Annotated in this window: 17 protein-coding genes; 11 read left to right on the forward strand and 6 right to left on the reverse strand. The window is 66.0% G+C overall.

Going from position 1 to position 19,221, the window contains the following annotated elements:
• Nucleotides 1-233: 233 nt before the first annotated feature.
• Nucleotides 234-1,520, reverse strand: coding sequence for an ABC transporter ATP-binding protein (locus tag ACU0B3_RS10190; RefSeq protein ID WP_446260747.1), 1,287 nt, complete (start codon nt 1,518-1,520; stop codon nt 234-236).
• 180 nt (nt 1,521-1,700) lie between these two features.
• Between ACU0B3_RS10190 and ACU0B3_RS10195 the strand changes: the two genes are divergently transcribed.
• Both ACU0B3_RS10195 and ACU0B3_RS10200 read left to right on the forward strand, forming a co-directional pair.
• Entirely contained in the window at nt 1,701-2,567 is an 867-nt protein-coding gene (locus tag ACU0B3_RS10195) for a DMT family transporter (protein WP_446260748.1), read from the forward strand.
• A 219-nt stretch (nt 2,568-2,786) separates the two neighbouring features.
• On the forward strand, nt 2,787-3,917 hold the full coding sequence (locus tag ACU0B3_RS10200) for a mandelate racemase/muconate lactonizing enzyme family protein (RefSeq protein WP_446260749.1): 1,131 nt from the start codon (nt 2,787-2,789) through the stop codon (nt 3,915-3,917).
• A 187-nt stretch (nt 3,918-4,104) separates the two neighbouring features.
• On the opposite strand, the gene ACU0B3_RS10205 is transcribed toward ACU0B3_RS10200, so the two are convergent.
• The gene (locus tag ACU0B3_RS10205; protein WP_446260750.1) at nt 4,105-5,187 is read right to left on the reverse strand and encodes a polyamine ABC transporter substrate-binding protein; all 1,083 of its coding nucleotides are present in this window, start codon (nt 5,185-5,187) and stop codon (nt 4,105-4,107) included.
• Nucleotides 5,188-5,427: 240 nt separating this feature from the next.
• Between ACU0B3_RS10205 and ACU0B3_RS10210 the strand changes: the two genes are divergently transcribed.
• The 9 genes from ACU0B3_RS10210 to ACU0B3_RS10250 all read left to right on the forward strand — a co-directional run bounded on the left by ACU0B3_RS10210 (nt 5,428) and on the right by ACU0B3_RS10250 (nt 15,552).
• A complete protein-coding gene (locus tag ACU0B3_RS10210; RefSeq protein ID WP_446260751.1) occupies nt 5,428-5,745 on the forward strand; it encodes an ArsR/SmtB family transcription factor in 318 nt (105 codons plus the stop codon).
• On the forward strand, nt 5,738-6,301 hold the full coding sequence (locus tag ACU0B3_RS10215; protein WP_446260752.1) for a flavodoxin family protein: 564 nt from the start codon (nt 5,738-5,740) through the stop codon (nt 6,299-6,301). The genes ACU0B3_RS10210 and ACU0B3_RS10215 overlap by 8 nt, the downstream gene beginning before the upstream one ends.
• Before the next feature lie 260 nt (nt 6,302-6,561).
• The gene (locus ACU0B3_RS10220; protein ID WP_446260753.1) at nt 6,562-7,026 is read left to right on the forward strand and encodes a DUF2867 domain-containing protein; all 465 of its coding nucleotides are present in this window, start codon (nt 6,562-6,564) and stop codon (nt 7,024-7,026) included.
• A 46-nt stretch (nt 7,027-7,072) separates the two neighbouring features.
• Nucleotides 7,073-8,455, forward strand: coding sequence for an aspartate aminotransferase family protein (locus tag ACU0B3_RS10225; protein ID WP_446260754.1), 1,383 nt, complete (start codon nt 7,073-7,075; stop codon nt 8,453-8,455).
• 65 nt (nt 8,456-8,520) lie between these two features.
• Nucleotides 8,521-10,494, forward strand: coding sequence for a hypothetical protein (locus ACU0B3_RS10230; RefSeq protein WP_446260755.1), 1,974 nt, complete (start codon nt 8,521-8,523; stop codon nt 10,492-10,494).
• Between the two features lie 387 nt (nt 10,495-10,881).
• On the forward strand, nt 10,882-11,973 hold the full coding sequence (locus ACU0B3_RS10235) for an ABC transporter ATP-binding protein (protein ID WP_446260756.1): 1,092 nt from the start codon (nt 10,882-10,884) through the stop codon (nt 11,971-11,973).
• 85 nt (nt 11,974-12,058) lie between these two features.
• The gene (locus tag ACU0B3_RS10240; protein WP_446260757.1) at nt 12,059-13,156 is read left to right on the forward strand and encodes an ABC transporter substrate-binding protein; all 1,098 of its coding nucleotides are present in this window, start codon (nt 12,059-12,061) and stop codon (nt 13,154-13,156) included.
• 101 nt (nt 13,157-13,257) lie between these two features.
• Entirely contained in the window at nt 13,258-14,565 is a 1,308-nt protein-coding gene (locus tag ACU0B3_RS10245) for an ABC transporter permease (RefSeq protein ID WP_446260758.1), read from the forward strand.
• Nucleotides 14,566-14,640: 75 nt separating this feature from the next.
• A complete protein-coding gene (locus tag ACU0B3_RS10250; protein ID WP_446260759.1) occupies nt 14,641-15,552 on the forward strand; it encodes an ABC transporter permease in 912 nt (303 codons plus the stop codon).
• Nucleotides 15,553-15,579: 27 nt separating this feature from the next.
• On the opposite strand, the gene ACU0B3_RS10255 is transcribed toward ACU0B3_RS10250, so the two are convergent.
• From ACU0B3_RS10255 to ACU0B3_RS10270, 4 genes are all read right to left on the reverse strand, one after another.
• Nucleotides 15,580-16,194 (reverse strand): class I SAM-dependent methyltransferase, encoded by a 615-nt coding sequence (locus ACU0B3_RS10255; protein WP_446260760.1) that lies wholly within the window; start codon nt 16,192-16,194, stop codon nt 15,580-15,582.
• Nucleotides 16,195-16,197: 3 nt separating this feature from the next.
• Complete coding sequence (gene msrA, locus ACU0B3_RS10260) at nt 16,198-16,704, reverse strand: peptide-methionine (S)-S-oxide reductase MsrA (protein ID WP_446260761.1); 507 nt, start codon at nt 16,702-16,704, stop codon at nt 16,198-16,200.
• On the reverse strand, nt 16,701-17,144 hold the full coding sequence (gene msrB / locus ACU0B3_RS10265; protein WP_446260762.1) for a peptide-methionine (R)-S-oxide reductase MsrB: 444 nt from the start codon (nt 17,142-17,144) through the stop codon (nt 16,701-16,703). The genes msrA and msrB overlap by 4 nt, the downstream gene beginning before the upstream one ends.
• 96 nt (nt 17,145-17,240) lie before the next feature.
• Nucleotides 17,241-19,217: a hydantoinase/oxoprolinase N-terminal domain-containing protein gene (locus ACU0B3_RS10270; RefSeq protein ID WP_446260763.1), complete on the reverse strand. Its 1,977-nt coding sequence runs from the start codon at nt 19,215-19,217 to the stop codon at nt 17,241-17,243.
• Nucleotides 19,218-19,221: the final 4 nt, after the last annotated feature.

Genomic DNA, 19,221 nt, shown 5'->3' on the forward strand with positions numbered 1-19,221 from the left:
ACCAAACCCGCCCCGAACTTGATCTCGGAATGTTGCGTTTGATGCGGCAAGCTTGGCCTTGAGGCCCCGGATCAGGTCCGGGGCGGTGGGCGCAGGCTTCTGACAAGGTCGCTTTGGGGCGAGGTTTCGCATGACTCTTCCGGCCCATGCGTTGGGATGCACGCACGCCGCGTCCCGGACTTGATCCGGGACCTCGTCGTGATCCGACGGACCAAGACGGTCAAACAACCCCCTCATTTCAGCAACACCACGCCGGCGGTGCCCGACCAGCCGACCCAGACGGTGTCTTCCCAGGTGAAGGCGCGGGCGGAGATGCGGCGGGTGTTGGCGGTTTGCGCCTTGATCACGAGGCCGGTCGAGAGTTCGACGTGGTACGTGGACACGTTACCGAGGTAGGCGATGTCGAGCACCTTGCCCTGGTAGGCGTTGGGCAGGTCGGGCTTGTCCGCGGTCACGGTGATCTTTTCGGGACGGATCGCCAGAGTGACGGGCTTCCCGTCCAGCCCTTCGGGCGCGTTCGACACCACAAGGGGCGCTTCTCCGTCGGTCCAGGTGATCTGCATGCCGTCGGGCTGCGGTAAGCGCGGCGGGGGCGCGGCCTCGCCCGCGGTCTCGCCTTCGGCATAGCCAAAGAGCGGGCCGAGCCGCTTGACCAGCCACGAGGCGCTGTCGTTGGCGCGGGTTTCCGGCTCGGTGGCGGCCGGCGTTGCGGGCGCTTCGGGCGGCAAGGGCGCGGTGCGCGCGGCGGTGCCGGGGATCAGGTTGATCTCCCCGATGAAGTCCGCGACGTAGGTGGAGTTCGGCGTCTCGTAGATCGCGTCGGGCGTGGCGACCTGCACGATCTTGCCCTCGTCCATCACCGCGACGCGGGAGGCGACGGTCATCGCCTCCTCCTGGTCGTGGGTCACGATGACAAATGTCGTGCCGGTGGTCTCCTGGATCTCCATCAGCTCAAACTGGGTCTCGTGGCGCAGTTTTTTGTCGAGCGCGCCGAGCGGCTCGTCGAGCAGCAGCAGCTTGGGCGCTTTGGCAAGGCTACGGGCAAGTGCCACGCGCTGACGCTGACCGCCGGAGATCTGGTGCGGCTTGCGCTGGGCGAACCGGTCGAGCTTAACCAGACGCAGCATCTCTTCGACGCGGGCGTCGATAAAGCCCTTGTCCCGCCCCTCGCGGCGGAGGCCGAAGGCGATATTTTCCCACACGGTCAGGTGCGGGAAGAGCGCGTAGCTCTGGAACATCATGTTCACCGCGCGCTGGTTGGCCGGGATGTCCGCCATGTCCTGCCCGCCGATGGTGATGGTGCCGGACGTGGGCGTCTCGAACCCGGCGAGCATGCGCATCAGCGTCGTCTTCCCACAACCGGAAGGCCCGAGGAGGGCAAAGAACTCCCGCTCGTAGATGTCGATGGTCAGGTCGTCGATGGCGACGAAGTCGCCGAACCGTTTGGTGACGTTCTGGAACCGGATGAGCGGCACGGCGTCCGGGTCGGTCCAGGGCGCGAAGTCGAGGGCATTTACCATGGAGCGAGGATTGCTGGATTCGCCGGGATTGTGAAGGCGGTTCGCAGTGATCCAGCGCGGTGTGCGCCGGGAGTGGTGGCCGAATGGGCAGTAGCCGTGGGCCAGTGTGAAGATCGCCCCTCGCCTTTCGCGCGCTTTGCGGGCAAGCCTGCGGGGATGGATCAGGTACGGATCGCGAGGATGTGCCGCATCGGCGGAGCGGCGGCGACAGTCGGCGTGGGCGCCTGCGTGCATACCGCCGCCGAGCTGATGCCGCTGGGACAGATCATGGCGTTTCGGGCGCTGATCTCGGGGGCGCTGATCGTGCTTTACGGTGTGGCGATGCGGCGTCCGGCGGACCTTGTCCCGCGCCGGGCGCGGCCGCATCTCGTGCGCGGGCTTCTGGCCTGCTGCGCGATGGTGCTGACCTATATCTCGTTTGCGCGACTGCCGGTGTCGCAGGCGCAGACGCTGGCCTACCTTGCGCCGATCCTCGTCCTGCCTCTCGCGATGGCGCGCCTCAATGAGCGTCTGACGGCCCGGCTTGTGGTCGGTCTGGTGGTTGGCTTTGCCGGGGTCGTGCTGATCGTCGGGCTGTCCTTTGGTGAGGGCGCGCTGCAGTTCTGGGGGGCGCTGGCCGGCGTGGGCGGCGCGGTGTTCGTGGCGATCATCCAGATCAACATCCGCGCCATGTCCGCGACGGAGACAGCGATCTCGATCTCGCTGTCGTTCACGGTGATCGTGGCCGGGGTCACTGGGCTGAGCGTGCTCTGGGGCAACTGGGTCTGGCCGGGGACATATGGCGTTCTGCTGCTTGTCACGGCAGGTGTGTTCGGGGCGCTCAACCTGATGCTCTTTGCCGAGAGTCTGGCGCGTGCGCCCGCGTCGGCGGTTGCGCCGCTCGATTACACCGGGCTGATCTGGGCGCTGCTGATCGATCTGGTGATCTTTGAACAGGTGCCGGGGCCGATGGGGCTTTTGGGGAGCGTGCTCATCACGCTTGCGGCTCTGATTGTCGTGCTGGAGCCGCGGCGCGCGGCACCAACAACGCCAAGGACGCCAGTGTAGCGCGTCATTGACGTGGAGGCGCTGCCGGATGACGCTGCGGCAGTCAGCTCTAAACCTGATACACGATGCTCAATTCAGAGCACCCGCCTGACAGGCACCGTCAGGCCGTCAAACCGTAGGTTTCCCTCTGGCAAAACGGGCGGCGCGTGCACATCGGTTTCAAGTGCATTGGGTTTCGGGTCGCTTGCTTTAAGGTCAGGACCTAAAAGGAGCCGCGCCATGATCGTCACCGAAGTCCGCGTCACCCCGATGATGCTGCCGCTCAAGACGCCGTATGTCTGGTCGCAGGGGGTGGAGGATGTCTTTTGCGTGAACCTGATCGAGCTCTTGGGCGAGGACGGTGCCGTCGGGATCGGGGAGACCACCACCGCGCCCGATGCCGCGGCGCAGGCGATGGTCCTGCGCAAGCTTGGCCAGCGGTTTGTCGGGCGCTCGGTCTTTGAGGCGCAAAGGGTGATGGCGGAGGCATACAAAGGCGCCTTCCTCGTCTTTGGCGGGAACATGCCGCGCTATGCCAACCAGCTGATGGCGGGGTTCGACATGGCGGCGCTCGACCTGCAGGGGCAGGCGGTGGGGCGCCCGGTCTGGGACCTCTTGGGTGGCGCGGTGCGCGATCACGTCGGGTACTTTTACTTCCTGCAAGGCGAGAGCATCGAGGCGCTGGTGGCGGATGCCAAGGCCGCCGTCGCGGCAGGCCATCCGATCATCTACCTCAAGGTCGGGATCGACCCGGACCGGGACATCGCCGCCACCAGGGCTGTGCGCGCAGCGATCGGTGATGCGCGCCTGCGGCTCGATGCAAACGAGGCGTGGGACCCGGCGCTGGCGCTGCGGATGATCACGCGGCTCGCGCCCTACGATGTGGAGTATATCGAGCAGCCGACGCCCTCGACCTCGCTCGAGGCGCTCGGTCAGGTCACGCGCCAAAGCCCGATCCCGATTGGCGCCGATCAGTCGGTCTTTACCCTCAACGAGGTCTACCGCGCCGTGCAGGGAGGGCATGCGCACATGATCGCGGTGGGTCCGCGCGAGATCGGCGGGCTGCGTCCGATGATCAAGGCGGCCGGGATCGCGGAGGCGGCGGGGCTCAAGCTCTGCATCCACTCGTCCATGACCACCGGCATCACCACCGTCGCCGAACATCACGTGGGCCGGGCGATCCCGAACCTCGACGATGGCAACCAGATCATGTGGCAACTGCTTCAGGACAACGTGCTGGAAGGCCCGGACGTCGCGCCCGTCAAAGGCCGTCTGGCGCTCGCGGGCAAACCGGGGCTGGGTATCACGCTAGATCGGGACACGGTCGCGCGGGCGGCGGAGCGGTTTTCCAAGGAGCACGGCCGTCCATAGGCCAGGCTGACGACGGATATGCGCCGCACCACGCAGGCCAAGCTTGGACTGGCGCAGGTCTCGCGTCTCGGTTGTCGCGTTCAAAGTCACGTTGTGGGTCTTGCTTCGGTGCCGTCATGGAGTGAGGCACGGACACAGAAAAAGGGGCGAACTTGCGCCCGCCCCCCATCAATTCACCTTATGCCGATTAGGTGCCGGACTTCACCTTGGTCCACAGACGGGTCACCGTGCGCTGAACGCGCGCCGGGTAGGGCGTCGTGGTAAAGAGGTTCTCGAGCGTCGCCTCGTCCGGGTAGACGGCGGGGTATTCGAGGATCTCGGGGTCGATGAACTCCTGCGCGGCCTCGTTGCCGGAGGCGTACCAGACATAGTTGGTGGCCGCCGCCGAGTTCTGCGCGTCGAGGATGAAGTTGATGAACTTGTGCGCACCTTCCGGGTTCGGCGCGTCGGCGGGGATCGCCATCTGGTCGAACCACATTTGCGCGCCCTCGACCGGGATCGCGTAGTCGATCTCGTTCCCGTTCTCTGCCTCGGCGGCCGTGTACTGCGCCTGGAAGACGTCGCCCGACCAGCCCACGGCCACGCAGATCTCGCCGTTGGCGAGCGCGGTGATGTATTCGGAGCTGTGGAACTTGCGGATGTAAGGGCGGACGGCCTCGAACACCGCTTCGGTCTTGGCGATCACGTCCGGGTCGTGGCTGTCGGGGTCTTCGCCGATGTAGTTAAGGGCCGCCGGGATCATCTCTGTGGGCGCGTCGAGGAAGTAGACGCCGCACTCGGCGAGCTTTTCCATGTTGGCCGGGTCAAAGACGAGGTCCCAGCTGTCGACGGGTGCGTCTTCACCGAGGATCTCGGTCACCTTGCCGACGTTGTAGCCGATGCCTGTGGTCCCCCACATGTAGTTGATCGAGTACTCCCCGCCCGGGTCGTACTGCTCGGTCCGCGCCTGAATCATGTCCCAGAGGTTGTCCGCGTTCGGCAGCATCGACGGGTCGAGCTTTTGGAAGGCGCCGGCGGCGATCTGGCGTTGCAGGAACGTGCCTGTCGGCACGACGACGTCATAGCCCGAGCCGCCTGCGAGCATCTTGGTCTCCAGCAGCTCGTTGCTGTCGAACACGTCGTAGATCAGCTCGAGGCCGGTCTCTTCCTCGAATTTGGCCAGCAGGCTTTCGTCGATGTAGTCGGACCAGTTGTAGACGCGGACCTCTTCGGCCACGGCTGCGCCGGTCAGCGCGAGTGCCGAGACGGCGCCAAGTGCGATATGTTTCATGTGCGTGTTCTCCCCATGCACCGGACGTCGGTTGCGCGCCCGAATCCGGGAGATAACATCAAAAGCCGCGCCCTGGCGCAATGGTCCGCCGCAGACGCGCGGCTGACAGGCGCCGGGTTGCTGCCAATCGCGCCAGTGTAGCGCCGTCGGAGAGGTCGTCCGGGGACGACACGCAACGCCACCTCGGCTGACATATTTTGGCGCTTTCGTGCAATTCGTTATTTTGATAATTAACAAATTATGAAAACAGATTTGATTCTCAAGGCGCTTGGCCATCCGCAGCGGCGGTTGCTGCTGGACCTCTTGCGCGAGCCGCGGGCGGCGTTTCCACCTCCCCTGCCCGAGCACGAGGACTTGCCGGGCGTTTGTTCGGGGTATCTGCCGGAGCGGCTTGGCCTCGCGGCGCCGACGGTGTCGCAATACCTTGCGCTGCTCGAACAGGCGGAGCTGATCACCCGCACCCGGCACGGGCGCTGGGTGTTCGTGGCGCGCGACGAGGACGGGATCGCGCGCGCCTTGCAAGCTTTGACGGACGAGATCGGAGCGATGAATGGCTAAGGTGCTGGTGCTCTACGAGAGCAACAATCGCGGATACACCGCAGACATGGCTGCGCTGGTCGCGGAGGGCGCGAAGTCGCTTGAGGGCGTCGATGTGCGTGTGCGCTCGGTGGAGGACGCGGGCGAGGACGACATCTGCTGGGCGGACGGGATCGCGCTTGGCTCACCCACCAACCTCGGCGGCATCTCGTGGCGGATGAAGGAGTGGTGGGACACGCGGTCCTTCGACCTCTGGGGCGCGCTCGACGGCAAGCTCGGCTGCGCCTTTTCCTCGTCAGGCGCCTGGGGCGGCGGCGGAGAGCAGACCTGCATGGCGCTGAATACGTTGATGATGAACTTCGGGATGCTTGTCTTTGGCGTGACCGACTACGTTGCCCCCAAGATGGCCCCGCACTACGGCGCGATCTGTGCTGGCTCGCCGCGCACCGAAGCTGAGCAAGAGATGTGCCGCCGTCTGGGACGGAGGCTGGCGGAGTGGTGTGCGGTTTATGTAGACGGGGTGGCCGCGGCGCACCCGTCGCAGGCCAGTTACGACAGGGCGGTGCAACACGGGTAGTTGAGTGTCCAATTCCGCCGCCATTTGATCTGAAACCTTTCACACCAAAGTTCACGCGCCGTCCCGCGGGGAGGCGCAATCGCGCCGCCCCATGGGGGCGGGTCGGCGCAGCCTGACAGTGCCTGTCAGACGGGTGCTTTGGTTTAAGCGAGTACAAACTGCGCTCGCTTGCGCAGCTTTTCACTCTTTCAGCGGCACCCTGACACATTCCAACGCGACCGGTTTTCCCGCACGGTGGCGCAGCGAAGGAGAGCCGCGTAATGTCCGCACTTGTCCAGACATCTCCGCTTCCAGAGTTCAGCGCGCTGCACGCGTTGCGCGTGCCTCGGGATTTTCTCGATTGCTACGCGGTTGCCTCGTCCGCCACGCCGCGGCAGGCGGCGGAGGTCATCACGGCATTTCCGCGCTGGACGCATGGTCTCTTGACGCTGCGCAAGCTCATCACTGCGCCTTTCGGGCTCAAGCAGGAGGGGCCGGACACGGGCAACAGCGTGGGTCCGTTTCCAGTAACGCACGAGAGCGCGACCGAGCTGACCGCCGGATTCGACGACAGGCACCTCGATTTTCGTGTCAGCGTAACGGCAATCGACGGCACGGTGCGTCTTGCCACATGGGTCAAGCCGCACAATTTCGGTGGCCGCGCGTACCTGACCGCGATCATGCCATTTCACATCGCCATAGCGCGCAATGCGCTGGCGCGGACGGCTGCAGCCTTCCCCCCTTGACGGCCCCTGTGCGGCGGCCTCAAATCCGGGCGAGGGAGCGCGCACCATGAACAAGATCACCAACCACCTGCCGACGGCGGAGTTGCAGGCGCTGGACGCGGCGCATCACATGCACCCGTTCACCGCCAACGCCGAGCTTGCCGCCAAGGGCGCGCGGGTCATCAAGAGCGCCAAGGGCGTGTGGCTGACGGGCAGCGACGGGGAGCGCTACCTCGACGCGATGGCCGGGCTCTGGTGCGTCAACCTCGGCTATGGGCGGGAGGAGCTTGCCGAAGCGGCGGCGGCGCAGATGCGCGAGCTGCCGTATTACAACACCTTCTTTCAGACGACGCACATTCCGGCGATTGCGCTGGCCGAGCGGTTGGCGGAGCTGGCGCCGGGGGACCTCAACCACGTCTTCTTCGCTGCGGGCGGCTCGGAGGCGAACGACACGAACATCCGGCTGGTGCGCACCTACTGGGCGGCGCAAGGCAAGCCGGAAAAGCAGGTCATCATCTCCCGCAAGAACGCCTATCACGGCTCGTCCATCGGGTCGGCCTCGCTTGGCGGGATGACGTATATGCACGCACAGGGCGGGCTGCCGATCCCGGGCATCGTGCATATCGACCAGCCGCACTGGTGGGCCGAGGGGGGCGACCTCAGTCCGCACGATTTCGGCATCGCCCGCGCGCGGCAGCTGGCCGAGACGATCGACGAGATCGGCGAGGACAAGGTCGCGGCATTCATCGCAGAGCCGATCCAGGGCGCGGGCGGCGTGATCGTCCCGCCAGAGAGCTACTGGCCGGAAGTGCAGCGCATTCTGGCGGAGCGCGACATCCTCTTTATCGCGGACGAGGTGATCTGCGGGTTCGGGCGCACGGGCAATTGGTTCGGGTCCGAGACGCTGGGCCTCGCGCCGGACATCATGACGATCGCCAAGGGGCTGAGCTCGGGCTACCAGCCGATCGGCGGGTCCATCGTGTCGGACCGGGTCGCGGACGGGCTTGCGGCGACGGAGTTCAACCACGGGTACACCTATTCGGGTCATCCCGTCGCCTGCGCCGTTGCGCTCGAGAACCTGCGCATCCTCGACGAGGAAGGCATCGTGGCCCGCGTGCGCGAGGAGACGGCGCCGTATCTGGCAAAAGCCTGGGCCTCGCTCGGCGATCACCCGCTGGTCGGGGAGACGGCGATCTGCGGGATGATGGGATCCTTGGCTTTGACGCCGGACAAGTCCAGCCGCGCGCCTTTTGCCGAAGGGGGCGCGGCGGGCATGGCGGTGCGCGAGCGCTGTTTTGGCAATGGCCTGGTGATGCGGGCGGTGGGGGACCGGATGATCATCTCTCCTCCGTTGGTGATTTCGGAGGATGAAATCGACACGTTGATCGCGCGTGCGCGGCGCTCGCTCGACGAGGGGATGGCAGATTTGCAAAGCGCGGGCCTGCTGTGACGGGGCAATGGTGGGCGGTGCCCACCTTACGGCGCTTTGTCGGAGGTCGTGTGCCGGGGAGGCATATGTTCCGTTTGGATATTTTTAGCCAGAAGAAGCTGGGGACGTGGGTGATGCGGCTGTGCTGGGCGCTTGTGTTTGCGGTTTTGGGCTCGGCGCTTTGGGCGGAGGATTACTCCGAGAGCCGACGCGTGCTCGCGGCGGATGGGATCCCTGTCACTGCGGGTGCGGCGCCGGGGTATGTGCCGGATGACACCTGCGAGCTCTGTCACGAGGGGATTGCGGCGTCTTATGCCGAGGTCGGCATGAGCCAGTCGTTTCATAAGCCGCGCCAGTCGCGGGTGATCGAAGCTCTGGATGCGCCGCCGTTTGTGCACGCCGCGACGGGGCATCACTACCAGATGCGGTGGGAGGATGGATCGTACTTGTTCTCCCGGTGGCGGGAGGCGGAGGACGGCACGGAGCTGGACCGGTTTGACGGGCGCGTCGATTGGGTTCTTGGCTCGGGCCATAAGAGCCGGGTCTACCTGATTCAGGAGCCGAACGGGAAGCTCTTGCAGCTGCCGATTGCCTGGTATTCGCAGACGCAAAGCTGGGGGATGCCGCCGGGGTTCGAGGATGCGAACCATTCGGGGCTGGCGCGGCCTGTGCAGCGGCAGTGCATGGCGTGCCACAACGCCTTTGCCGAATTGCCGGAGCGCGGGGACCGGACGGGGCATCCCAACCTTTTTCCAACCGATCTGCCGCAGGGGATCGGGTGTCAGAGGTGCCACGGGCCGGGCGCGGATCACGTGCGTTTGTCGCTGGTCGATCGCGCGCCCATTGCGCAGTCGGTGGCGGCGATCATCAACCCGGCCAACCTTCCCGAGGCCCGGCAGCGGGACGTGTGCCGCGCCTGTCATCTGCAGCCGGCGGTCGCGATCCAGGGGCTGCCACGCGACGGGCATGGGTATCACGCATTCCGCCCCGGGGACGTGCTGACGGACAGGTTCCTCAACATGGACCTGACGGATCAGACGCAATCCAAGGCGGAAAGGTTCGACATCAACCACCACGCCTACAGGTTCGAGCAGAACGCCGCGGCGGTGCCGGCGCATGGCGAGATGCTCTGCACCACCTGTCACAACCCTCACCGCAAGCTGCCGAAGGCGGAGCGCGCGGCGCATTACCGGGGGGTGTGTGTGGCCTGTCACGAGACGGACCTAGCGGGGGTGCCGATGGCGCGGGCGCCTGCAGAGCATCCGGTGATTGCCGCGGACGCGGATTGCACGACCTGTCACATGCCGCAGAGGCGCACGCAGGACGTGATCGAAGTGTCGATGACGGACCACAGGATCGTGCGGAACCCCGCGCCTGCCGACGAGCGTCTGGCGCCGATCGCGCGACACGACCCACGCGTGACGGCGGTGGACCTTTATGAGACGCCCGAGGGGATGAGTGACCAGGAGCGCGCACAGTATACGCTGAGTGCGATCCTGATCTATGACGGCGCGCGGCAGAAGGGGGCGGTGACCCAGCTGATGCGCCTGATCAAGGACACTCAGCCGGAGGCGTACGAGCCGTGGCTCCTGGTGCTCAAGACGCTGATCAAGCAGAAGCGTTACCGCGAGGCGGTGGTGGTGGCGGACAACACCTTGCGCCGGGCGCCGGACCTGCCGGATGTGATCGCCAACGTGGCGCTGGTGCGCTACGCAACCGGGCAGCGCGCCGAAGGCAAGCGTATGCTCGCCGATCTAGCGCGCGCGCGGCCGGAAATTACGACGCCGCTGATGAACCTCGCCTCGCTTCTCGCGCAGGAGCGGCGGCTGGGCGATGCGGAGGTGTTGGTGCGGCGAGTGCTGGAACAGGAGCCGACCAACTGGAACGGCTGGACGATGCTGGCGCGGCTCGAGAGTGCTACGGGTAACCAAGGTGCCGCGATCGAGGCGTATTTCGAGGCGCTGCGGATCGAACCGCGGGCGCAAAACAGTGGGGCGGCGTTGGCGGACCTGCTAGATGCGGCAGGACGGCCTGAAGAGGCTGTTCGCTACCGCAACTGACGCGCGCAAGCTTAAACCTGATACATTCGCTTATTGCAGGGCACCCGCCTGACAGGCACAGTCAGGCCGCGTCATGCCAAAGGCATGCCTCCGGCATGACCCGCCCCCGTCAAACCGTAGGTTTGCCTTCGGCAAAACAGGCGGCGCGATGCGCCACCCCGCGGGACGGCACGTGAATACCCGTTTCGATTGTATCAGGTTTAACGTCGCCCGCTCCAAAGCGCACCTTTGGCACGCAGACCATCCTCCCGATCTGCCCGGATTCGCAGCCTAACTTCCCCGAATGTCCTCATTGCGTGGATCAAAACTTGCCATCCGCGCTCCGCCGCGCTCTAGTCTGCGGCACGCGAGGCGTGGGATCAACGGCGCCCGAGGGGAGAATCAGACTTGACCGAGACCGCTTTTGTGGAATTCGACCGCGTGCAAAAAAGCTACGACGGCGAAACGCTGGTCGTCAAAGACCTCAACCTGACCATGCCCAAGGGCGAGTTTCTCACTATGCTTGGGCCCTCGGGGTCGGGAAAGACCACCTGCCTGATGATGCTCGCCGGGTTCGAGACGGCCACCCACGGGGAAATCCGCCTCGACGGCAAAGAGATCAACAACATCCCGCCGCACAAGCGCGGCATCGGCATGGTGTTCCAGAACTACGCCCTCTTTCCGCACATGACGGTGAACGAGAACCTGGCCTTCCCGCTCGAAGTGCGCGGCATCGACAAGTCGACGCGTGAAGACAAGGTGCGGCGCGCGCTCGACATGGTGCAGATGGGCGCGTTCGGCAATCGCCGCCCGGCGCAGCTGTCGGGCGGTCAGCAACAAAGGATCGCGCTGGCGCGGGCGCTGGTGTTCGAGCCGGAGCTGGTGCTGATGGACGAGCCGCTCGGCGCGCTCGACAAGCAGCTGCGCGAGCAGATGCAGTTCGAGATCACCCGCCTTGCGCACGACCTCGGCATCACCACCGTCTACGTCACCCACGACCAGACCGAAGCGCTGACGATGTCCGACCGCGTGGCGGTGTTCAACGACGGGCGCATCCAGCAGCTCGCCCCGCCTGACGCGCTTTATGAGGAGCCGGAGAACAGCTTCGTCGCGCAGTTCATCGGGGAGAACAACACGCTCGAGGGACGGATCAAGTCCATCGCCCGCGGCATCGCCGAGGTCGAGCTGGACGACGGGCGCGTGATCGACGCCAAGCCGATCAACGTGGACAAACCCGGCGACCGCACCCGCGTGTCGATCCGCCCCGAACGGGTGGAAATGGACACGTCCCGCCTGCCCGAGGGCGCACATACGCTCGAGGCAGAGGTCAAGGAGTTCATCTATATGGGCGACATCTTCCGCACCCGGCTCAGCGTGGCAGGCAACGACGACTTTGTCGTTAAGACCCGCAACGCCCCCGGCCAGGTCAAGATGCAGCCGGGACAGCGCATCCAGATCGGATGGCTGCCCGAGGATTGCCGCGCACTCGACGCGGCGTAGCGCATTTGCGTCCGGGTCCCCGGGCGCAGGTTACGGTGAGGCGGCGCGCGGTCCCTGCCTTGCCCGGTTTGAAAACGGACCGCACATGGGAGAACGACACATGAAACTGAAGACAGCTCTGCTGACGACGGTGTTTGTGACGGGCGCATCGGTCGCCTTCGCGGACGGCCACTCGGAGATCACCGTGATGTCCTGGGGCGGCGCCTACACCAAAAGTCAGGTCGAGGCGTACCACAAACCCTTCACCGAAGAATTCGGCATCGGCATCAACTCGGTCGACAGCGACAACCCGGCCACGCCGATCAAGGCACAGGTCGAGGCCGGCAATGTGACCGTCGACGTCGCGGACGTCGAATTCTCGGACGCCGTGCGCCTCTGCGACGAGGGCCTGCTCGAAGAGATCGACCTGTCGATCCTGCCCGACGCACCGGACGGCACCTCGGCCGAAGACGACTTCATCGAAGGCGCGCTGCAAGACTGTGCCGTCGCCAACATCGTGTGGTCGACCGTCTACGCCTACAACTCCGAGAACGTCGACGGCACGCCGACAACCATCGCGGACTTCTTCGACCTCGAGGCGTTCCCCGGCAACCGCGGCCTGCGCAAGTCGGCCAAGGCAACGCTCGAAATGGCGCTGATGGCGGACGGCGTTCCGGCGGGTGAAGTCTACGACCTGCTCGACACCGAGGAAGGCGTGGACCGCGCCTTTGCCAAGCTCGACACGATCAAGGACAGCATCGTCTGGTGGGAAGCCGGCGCCCAGCCGCCGCAACTGCTCGCCGACGGCGAAGTGGTGATGTCGACCGCCTACAACGGCCGTATCTTCAACGCAGCCGTGGCCGAAGGCCAGCCGCTCGAAGTGGTCTGGGACGGCCAAATCCTCGACTTCGACCTGTTCGTGATCCCGAAGGGCGCCCCGAACAAGGAAGAAGCGCTGAAGTTCATCGCCTTCTCGACCGACACCCAGCGTCTCGCGGACCAGGCGTCGTGGATCTCCTACGGTCCCGCACGTCGCTCCTCCGGTGAGCTTGTCGGCCTCTTCAACGACGGCAAGACCGAAATGGCGCCGCACATGCCGACCGCCGAAGCGAACCTGACCAACGCTCTGGTCAACAACTTCGAGTTCTGGGTCGACAACGACGCCGAGCTGAACGAGCGCTTCAACGCGTGGCTCTCGCAATAAGCTAGGGTTTGGGGCGTGCCGTCGCGGCGCGCCCCTCCTTTGCCGTCCAGCCGCGCGCCGGCTGAACCGCCAAGGAAAAACATCCAGGATCGGAGGCCACCATGGCCGACATGACCGCTGACATGGCCGGCGCCCCGGGCGAGCGCCTCACGACCGCCGATGGCAAACCGCTCAAGTCCGCGCTCGCCGCCGCCCAGGCGCGCTCCAAACGCCGCGCGTTCTTCCTCGTCGCGCCACTCTTGGTGTTTGTGCTGCTGACCTTCGTCGCGCCCATCGGGCAAATGCTGCACCAATCGGTTTACAACCCCGACTTCGTCTACAAGACCGACGTGACGACCAAGGAAACGACCCCGATCATGGTCAACCTGCGGCGCTGGTTCGACGAGAACCCCCGCGGCACCGAACCGGGTGAAGAGGCCTACGCCGCCCTCGTCGCCGACCTCAAGGTCCTGCGCGAGGTCAAGGCCGCCGGCATCGCCGGCACGCGCATCAACTACGAACGCTCCGGCTCCCGCTCGCTTTTCACCAAATCCGCCCGCAACGCCCGCAAGCTCGAAGCACCCTTCAAAGAGGCCCTCCTCGACGTGGACGACGAATGGGCCGACCCCACCGTCTGGGCGGCCATGCGCGACGCGTCATCGGCATACACAATGAACTTCTACCTCGCCGCCATCGACAAAACGCGCGGCGTGGACGGCTCCATCGAGAACGTCGACGAAAAACGCGCGCTTTACGTGAAGCTCTTCTGGCGCACACTGGTCCTGTCGGTGCTGATCACGTTCCTCACCTTCGTGCTCGGCTACCCCATCGCGCACATGCTCGCGACGCTGCCGCTCAGGTACTCGAACCTCTTGATGATCCTAGTGCTCCTGCCCTTCTGGACGTCACTCTTGGTGCGGACGACAAGCTGGATGGTGCTCCTCCAATCGCAGGGCGTGGTAAACGACGCCCTCGTCGGCGTTGGCCTCCTCGACGACGAGGGACGCATCCAGATGATGTACAACCAGATCGGCACGATCGTGGCGATGACGCATATCCTGCTGCCCTTCATGGTCTTGCCGCTCTACTCGGTGATGCGGCCCATCAACCCCAGCTACGTCCGCGCCGCCCGCTCGCTCGGCGCGACCAGCTGGACCGCCTTCCGCCGCATCTACTTTCCGCAGACGATCCCCGGCATCGGCGCCGGCGCCCTCCTCGTCTTCATCCTCGCCGTCGGCTACTACATCACCCCCGCCCTCGTCGGCGGCGCCGACGGCCAGCTGATCTCGAACCTCATCGCCTTCCACATGACCAAGTCGCTAAACTGGTCCATGGCTGCCGCCCTCGCCGGCCTGCTCCTCATGGGGATCCTCATCCTCTACTGGCTCTACGACCTGCTCATCGGCATCGACAACCTCAAGCTCGGCTAGTCCTTCTTCTGGCTGAAAATATCCCGGGGGTCCGGGGGCAGCGCCCCCCGGTCTCTCCAACCAAAGAGACGCATCATGGCCCTGCCAACCCACGCCTCGACCCTGGAACGCATCTGGCACCGCACCTACCAGGTGATCTGCGCGCTGATCTTTCTCTTCCTGATCGCGCCGATCCTGATCGTCATCCCGCTCTCGTTCAACGCCGAGCCCTACTTCACCTTCACCGAAGGCATGCTGAAGCTCGACGCCGAAGCCTACTCGACCCGTTGGTACGACCTGCTGCTGACCTTCGGCATGCAGGCCCCCGACGCGCCGCGAGACGGCAACTGGTGGTCCGACGCCTGGGAAAACGCCGCCTGGATCAACGCGGCCAAGAATTCCGTCATCATCGGCTTCTTCTCGACGCTCGTCGCAACCGCCCTCGGCACGCTCGCGGCCCTCGGCCTCAGCCGGCCCGAGATGCCCTTCCGCCGCGCAATCATGGCCGTCCTGATCTCGCCCATGATCGTCCCGATCATCATCACCGCGACCGGGCTCTTCTTCTTCTACTCGGCCACCGGGCTCGCCAACAGCTACACCGGCATCATCCTCGCGCACGCAACGCTCGGCATCCCGTTCGTCATCATCACCGTGACCGCGACGCTTGTCGGCTTCGACCACTCGCTGACGCGCGCCGCAGCCTCCCTCGGCGCGAGCCCGTCCAAGACGTTCTTCTCCATCACGCTCCCGCTCATCCTGCCGGGCGTGATCTCCGGAGCACTCTTTGCCTTCGTGACCAGCTTCGATGAAGTCGTCGTCGTCCTCTTCATCGCCGCCCACGACCAGCAGACGATCCCGCGCCAGATGTGGAACGGCATCCGCGAGCAGATCAGCCCGGCGATCCTGTCGGTCGCAACCCTGCTTGTGATCATCTCCATCGCGCTCCTGACCACGGTCGAGCTGCTCCGCCGCCGGTCCGAAAGGCTCCGCGGCCTGAGCCCCGGCTGACCCACGTAGGGTGGGCGCAGGCCCACCTTACCTCTGCACCAACCAGACCGTCGCGCCTCCGCAGGTCCGGTCGCGCAAGACCACGCGCAAAATCCGAAACCCCAGCGCCAGCAAATGCCGCCGCATAACCCGCGGCGCGAGACTGGCGTGGTAAATCGCCTCTCCCCCAAACGCGCCGTACCGCACGCCAGGACGATTCCCCGCCGTGAACAGAAACACGCCACCCGGACGCAAGGTCCAGCATACCCGGCGCAGCATCTTCACCTGATCCTGGGGGGAGAGATGAAAGAGCGCGTGCCAGGACACGATCCCATCGACCTTGCCTACCGGCAGCGGTACGCGGCGCATGTCGCCCACGATCCACCGATGACCCAGCAGCGCCGCCCGCGCCGCCGCGACCATCGCAGCGGCACCGTCCACGCCGGTAATGCGGCACCCACGCGCACCGAGATATCGCGCAACAGGCTCACCAGACCCGCAGCCCAGATCCCAAACGCGCCGCCCGTTTCCAGGCAGCGCGCGATAAAAGGCATCGAGCCATCTCTCTTCAATCAGGTCCGTCCGCCGAGCCGCCAGGAAGTCAGCGGCGTGACGCTCATAAAGCGCAAGGACCTCTGGCGTAGGATGGGTGCTGGCACCCATCCCTTACTCGGCGGCGCGCTTCGGGAGCACCCAGTTCGGACGCGGGAAATGGCAGGTGTACCCGTTCGGGAACCGCTCGAGGTAATCCTGATGCTCGGGTTCGGCCTCCCAGAAATCATCCACCGGCTCCACCTCGGTCACGACCTTGCCCGGCCACAGCCCGGACGCGTTGACATCCGCAATCGTATCACGCGCGACAGCCTCCTGCGCCGCATCGACATAGTAGATCGCCGACCGATAGCTCATCCCGACGTCGTTGCCCTGCCGGTTGAGCGTCGTCGGATCGTGGATCTGGAAGAACACCTCGAGCAGATCGCGATAGCTGATCCGCGCCGGGTCATAGATAATCTCGATCCCTTCAGCGTGCGTGCCGTGGTTGCGATAGGTCGCGTTCGGCACATCGCCGCCCGTGTAGCCCACCCGCGTCGTCTCGACCCCGGGCAGCTTGCGGATCAAATCTTGCATGCCCCAAAAACAGCCTCCGGCCAGCACTGCGCGTTCCGTCGTCATGCCACATCCTCCACTTGGTCCAGAAAGGCGCCATAGCCCTCGGCCTCCATGTCTTCGCGGTGTACGAACCGCAGCGAGGCAGAGTTGATGCAGTACCGCATCCCGCCCCGATCCTGCGGCCCGTCCGGGAACACATGCCCCAGATGGCTGTCACCGTGCCTGGAGCGCACCTCGACCCGCACCATGCCGTGGCTGGTGTCGCGATGCTCGGTCACGTTGTCGATCGGCTTGGTGAATGACGGCCAGCCACACCCGCTCTCGTACTTGTCCGACGACGCAAAGAGCGGCTCGCCCGAGACGATGTCCACGTAAATTCCCGGCTCCTTGTTCTTCAAAAGCCGGCCCGAGCCGGGACGCTCCGTCCCGCTTTCCTGCGTGACCCAGTACTGCTCTTCGGTGAGCGTGGCGATCACGTCGGGGTCCCGTCGATACTCTGTCATGGCAGCCCTCCTTGGCCTCTGACGCTGTTGCCCCTTAATGTGGTCCAGCCGCCGCACTTTTCCAAGGAGCGCTCACGGCGCAGTGAAACGCGCGGCCTACCCCTCCGCGATCCGCGGACGCCCCGACACCTCAACGCGCAATGCGCCCTCGACAAAGACGTCCCGCCCGTCGACCTCCGCACGCTTCACATCGCGGGTGACCCTCACGTCGAGCCCGGACGCCCCGGCGTCCTCAGCCTCCTGCAAAGCCTCGGCCCGCAGCGCCGCCTCCAGCCGCGCAAGCGCTGGCGCCAGCTCGGCAAAGTCCTCCGGCCCCGACGCCAGATGCACGCGAAACCGCCCCTCCGACGGCGCCGTCACCGTGCCGGTCCGTGTCACCCGCACCCGGCCCACGACGGCACCAATCGCGTTCGCGACCTCCGCCCCGTCCGGCAGCAACATCTCGGCATTCAGCGTGTCGCCCACTGCCGGGTACCAGGTCGCGGCAGAGGCCCCGAGCCCGACGATCGGCAAGCCGACCCGTGCCTCCACCCGCACGGCGCCTTCGGCCCGCGCCAGACCGCGCCACACCAGCGGATGCCGCGCCAGCTCGGGGTCGAGGCCATCTTCGGCAAACGCCGTCTCCAGCAGCACTTCGCTCGTCTGCCGCGTCAGCTGCGCCACGATGATCTCCGCAACCGCGCGCGCGTCGCCCAGCGGCTCGCCAGCGCCCGTCCTGCGTCGTCCAAAGAGCGTCAGCGCCGCCTCCGCCGCAGCGCTATCCCACACGTCCGCCTTGCCCAGTACATGCGCGGCATCGGACGGCGTCACCGCACCCACCTGCACGATCCCGCGCGCCACCAGGCGGGTGATCGAGCCTGTCTCCACCCGGCGCTTCAACACCTCCCCCAGCGGACTCACCCCGTCGATCCGCGCCAGCACATCCGCGTCCCGTGTGCTGAGCCCAGCGGTCGAGGCCCCCGGCACGGCCCGGACAAACCGCCCGTCATACTCCCCCGGCGCCGCCGCACGCAGCTGCGCATCAAGCGCTTCCGGCACCACGCCCGGTGCCTCCACCGCGAGCAAGGCAATCGGCAGCACCCGCCGCGGCCCGAGTGTCACGCCGCCCGCAAGGCCCTCGCTGACAAAATGCACCTCGCTGTCACCGCCCAGCCCATGCGTGCGCATCGCCACGGCCTCGACCATTGTCCGGTACGGCCCGACGCGCGCCCCCATCGGGTCGATCTTCGGCCTGCCACCGCGCAGCACCGCGATGTCCGTCGTCGTCCCGCCGATGTCCGACACCAGCGCCTCCTCCGCGCCCGTCAACCAACGCGCGCCCACGATCGAGGCCGCAGGCCCCGACAGGATCGTCTCGATCGGCGCCGACCGCGCCACGCTCGCCGAAATGAGCGCCCCGTCACCGCGCACCACCATCAGCGGCGCCGTGACACCAAGCGAGGCCAGCCGCGCCTCCGCCTGCCCAATCAGCCGATCGATCATCCCCACCAGCCGCGCATTCAGCAATGCCGTCAACGCGCGCTTGGGACCGTTCAGCTTGGCGCTCAGCTGGTGAGAGACGCAGACCGGCCGCCCCGTCAGCCGCTGCACCGCCTCCGCCATGGCTAGCTCATGCGCCGGATTGCGCACGGCAAAGAGCCCGGCAACGGCATAGGCGCCCACAGCCGGCGCGCTCGCCAGCCACGCCTCCAGCGCGGCGAGATCCAGCGGCGCGGCCTCGTCCCCGGCATGACCCATCCTGCCCTGCAGCATCAGCACCGGGTCCCCACCCAGTGCCTCGGTGAGCCCGTGCCGATCCAGATCCTGCCGGCGAAACCCCGCGGTGATCAGCGCAACCCGGTCGCCCTGCCCCTCGACCAGGGCGTTCGTGGCCAGCGTCGTCGACAGCGCCGCCATCGACACCGTACTGGCATCCACGCCGCGCAGGACCTCGGCCACCGCAGCGCCAATCCCCACGGCCAGGTCAGGCCGGGTGGTCAGTGCCTTGGCCCGCGCCACGATCTCTGTCTCGTCGCGGATCAGCACCGCGTCGGTGTAGGTCCCGCCCGTGTCAACGCCCAGCGCCAGTGCCATCCCG

This window comes from Pseudaestuariivita sp., from assembly GCF_052825805.1.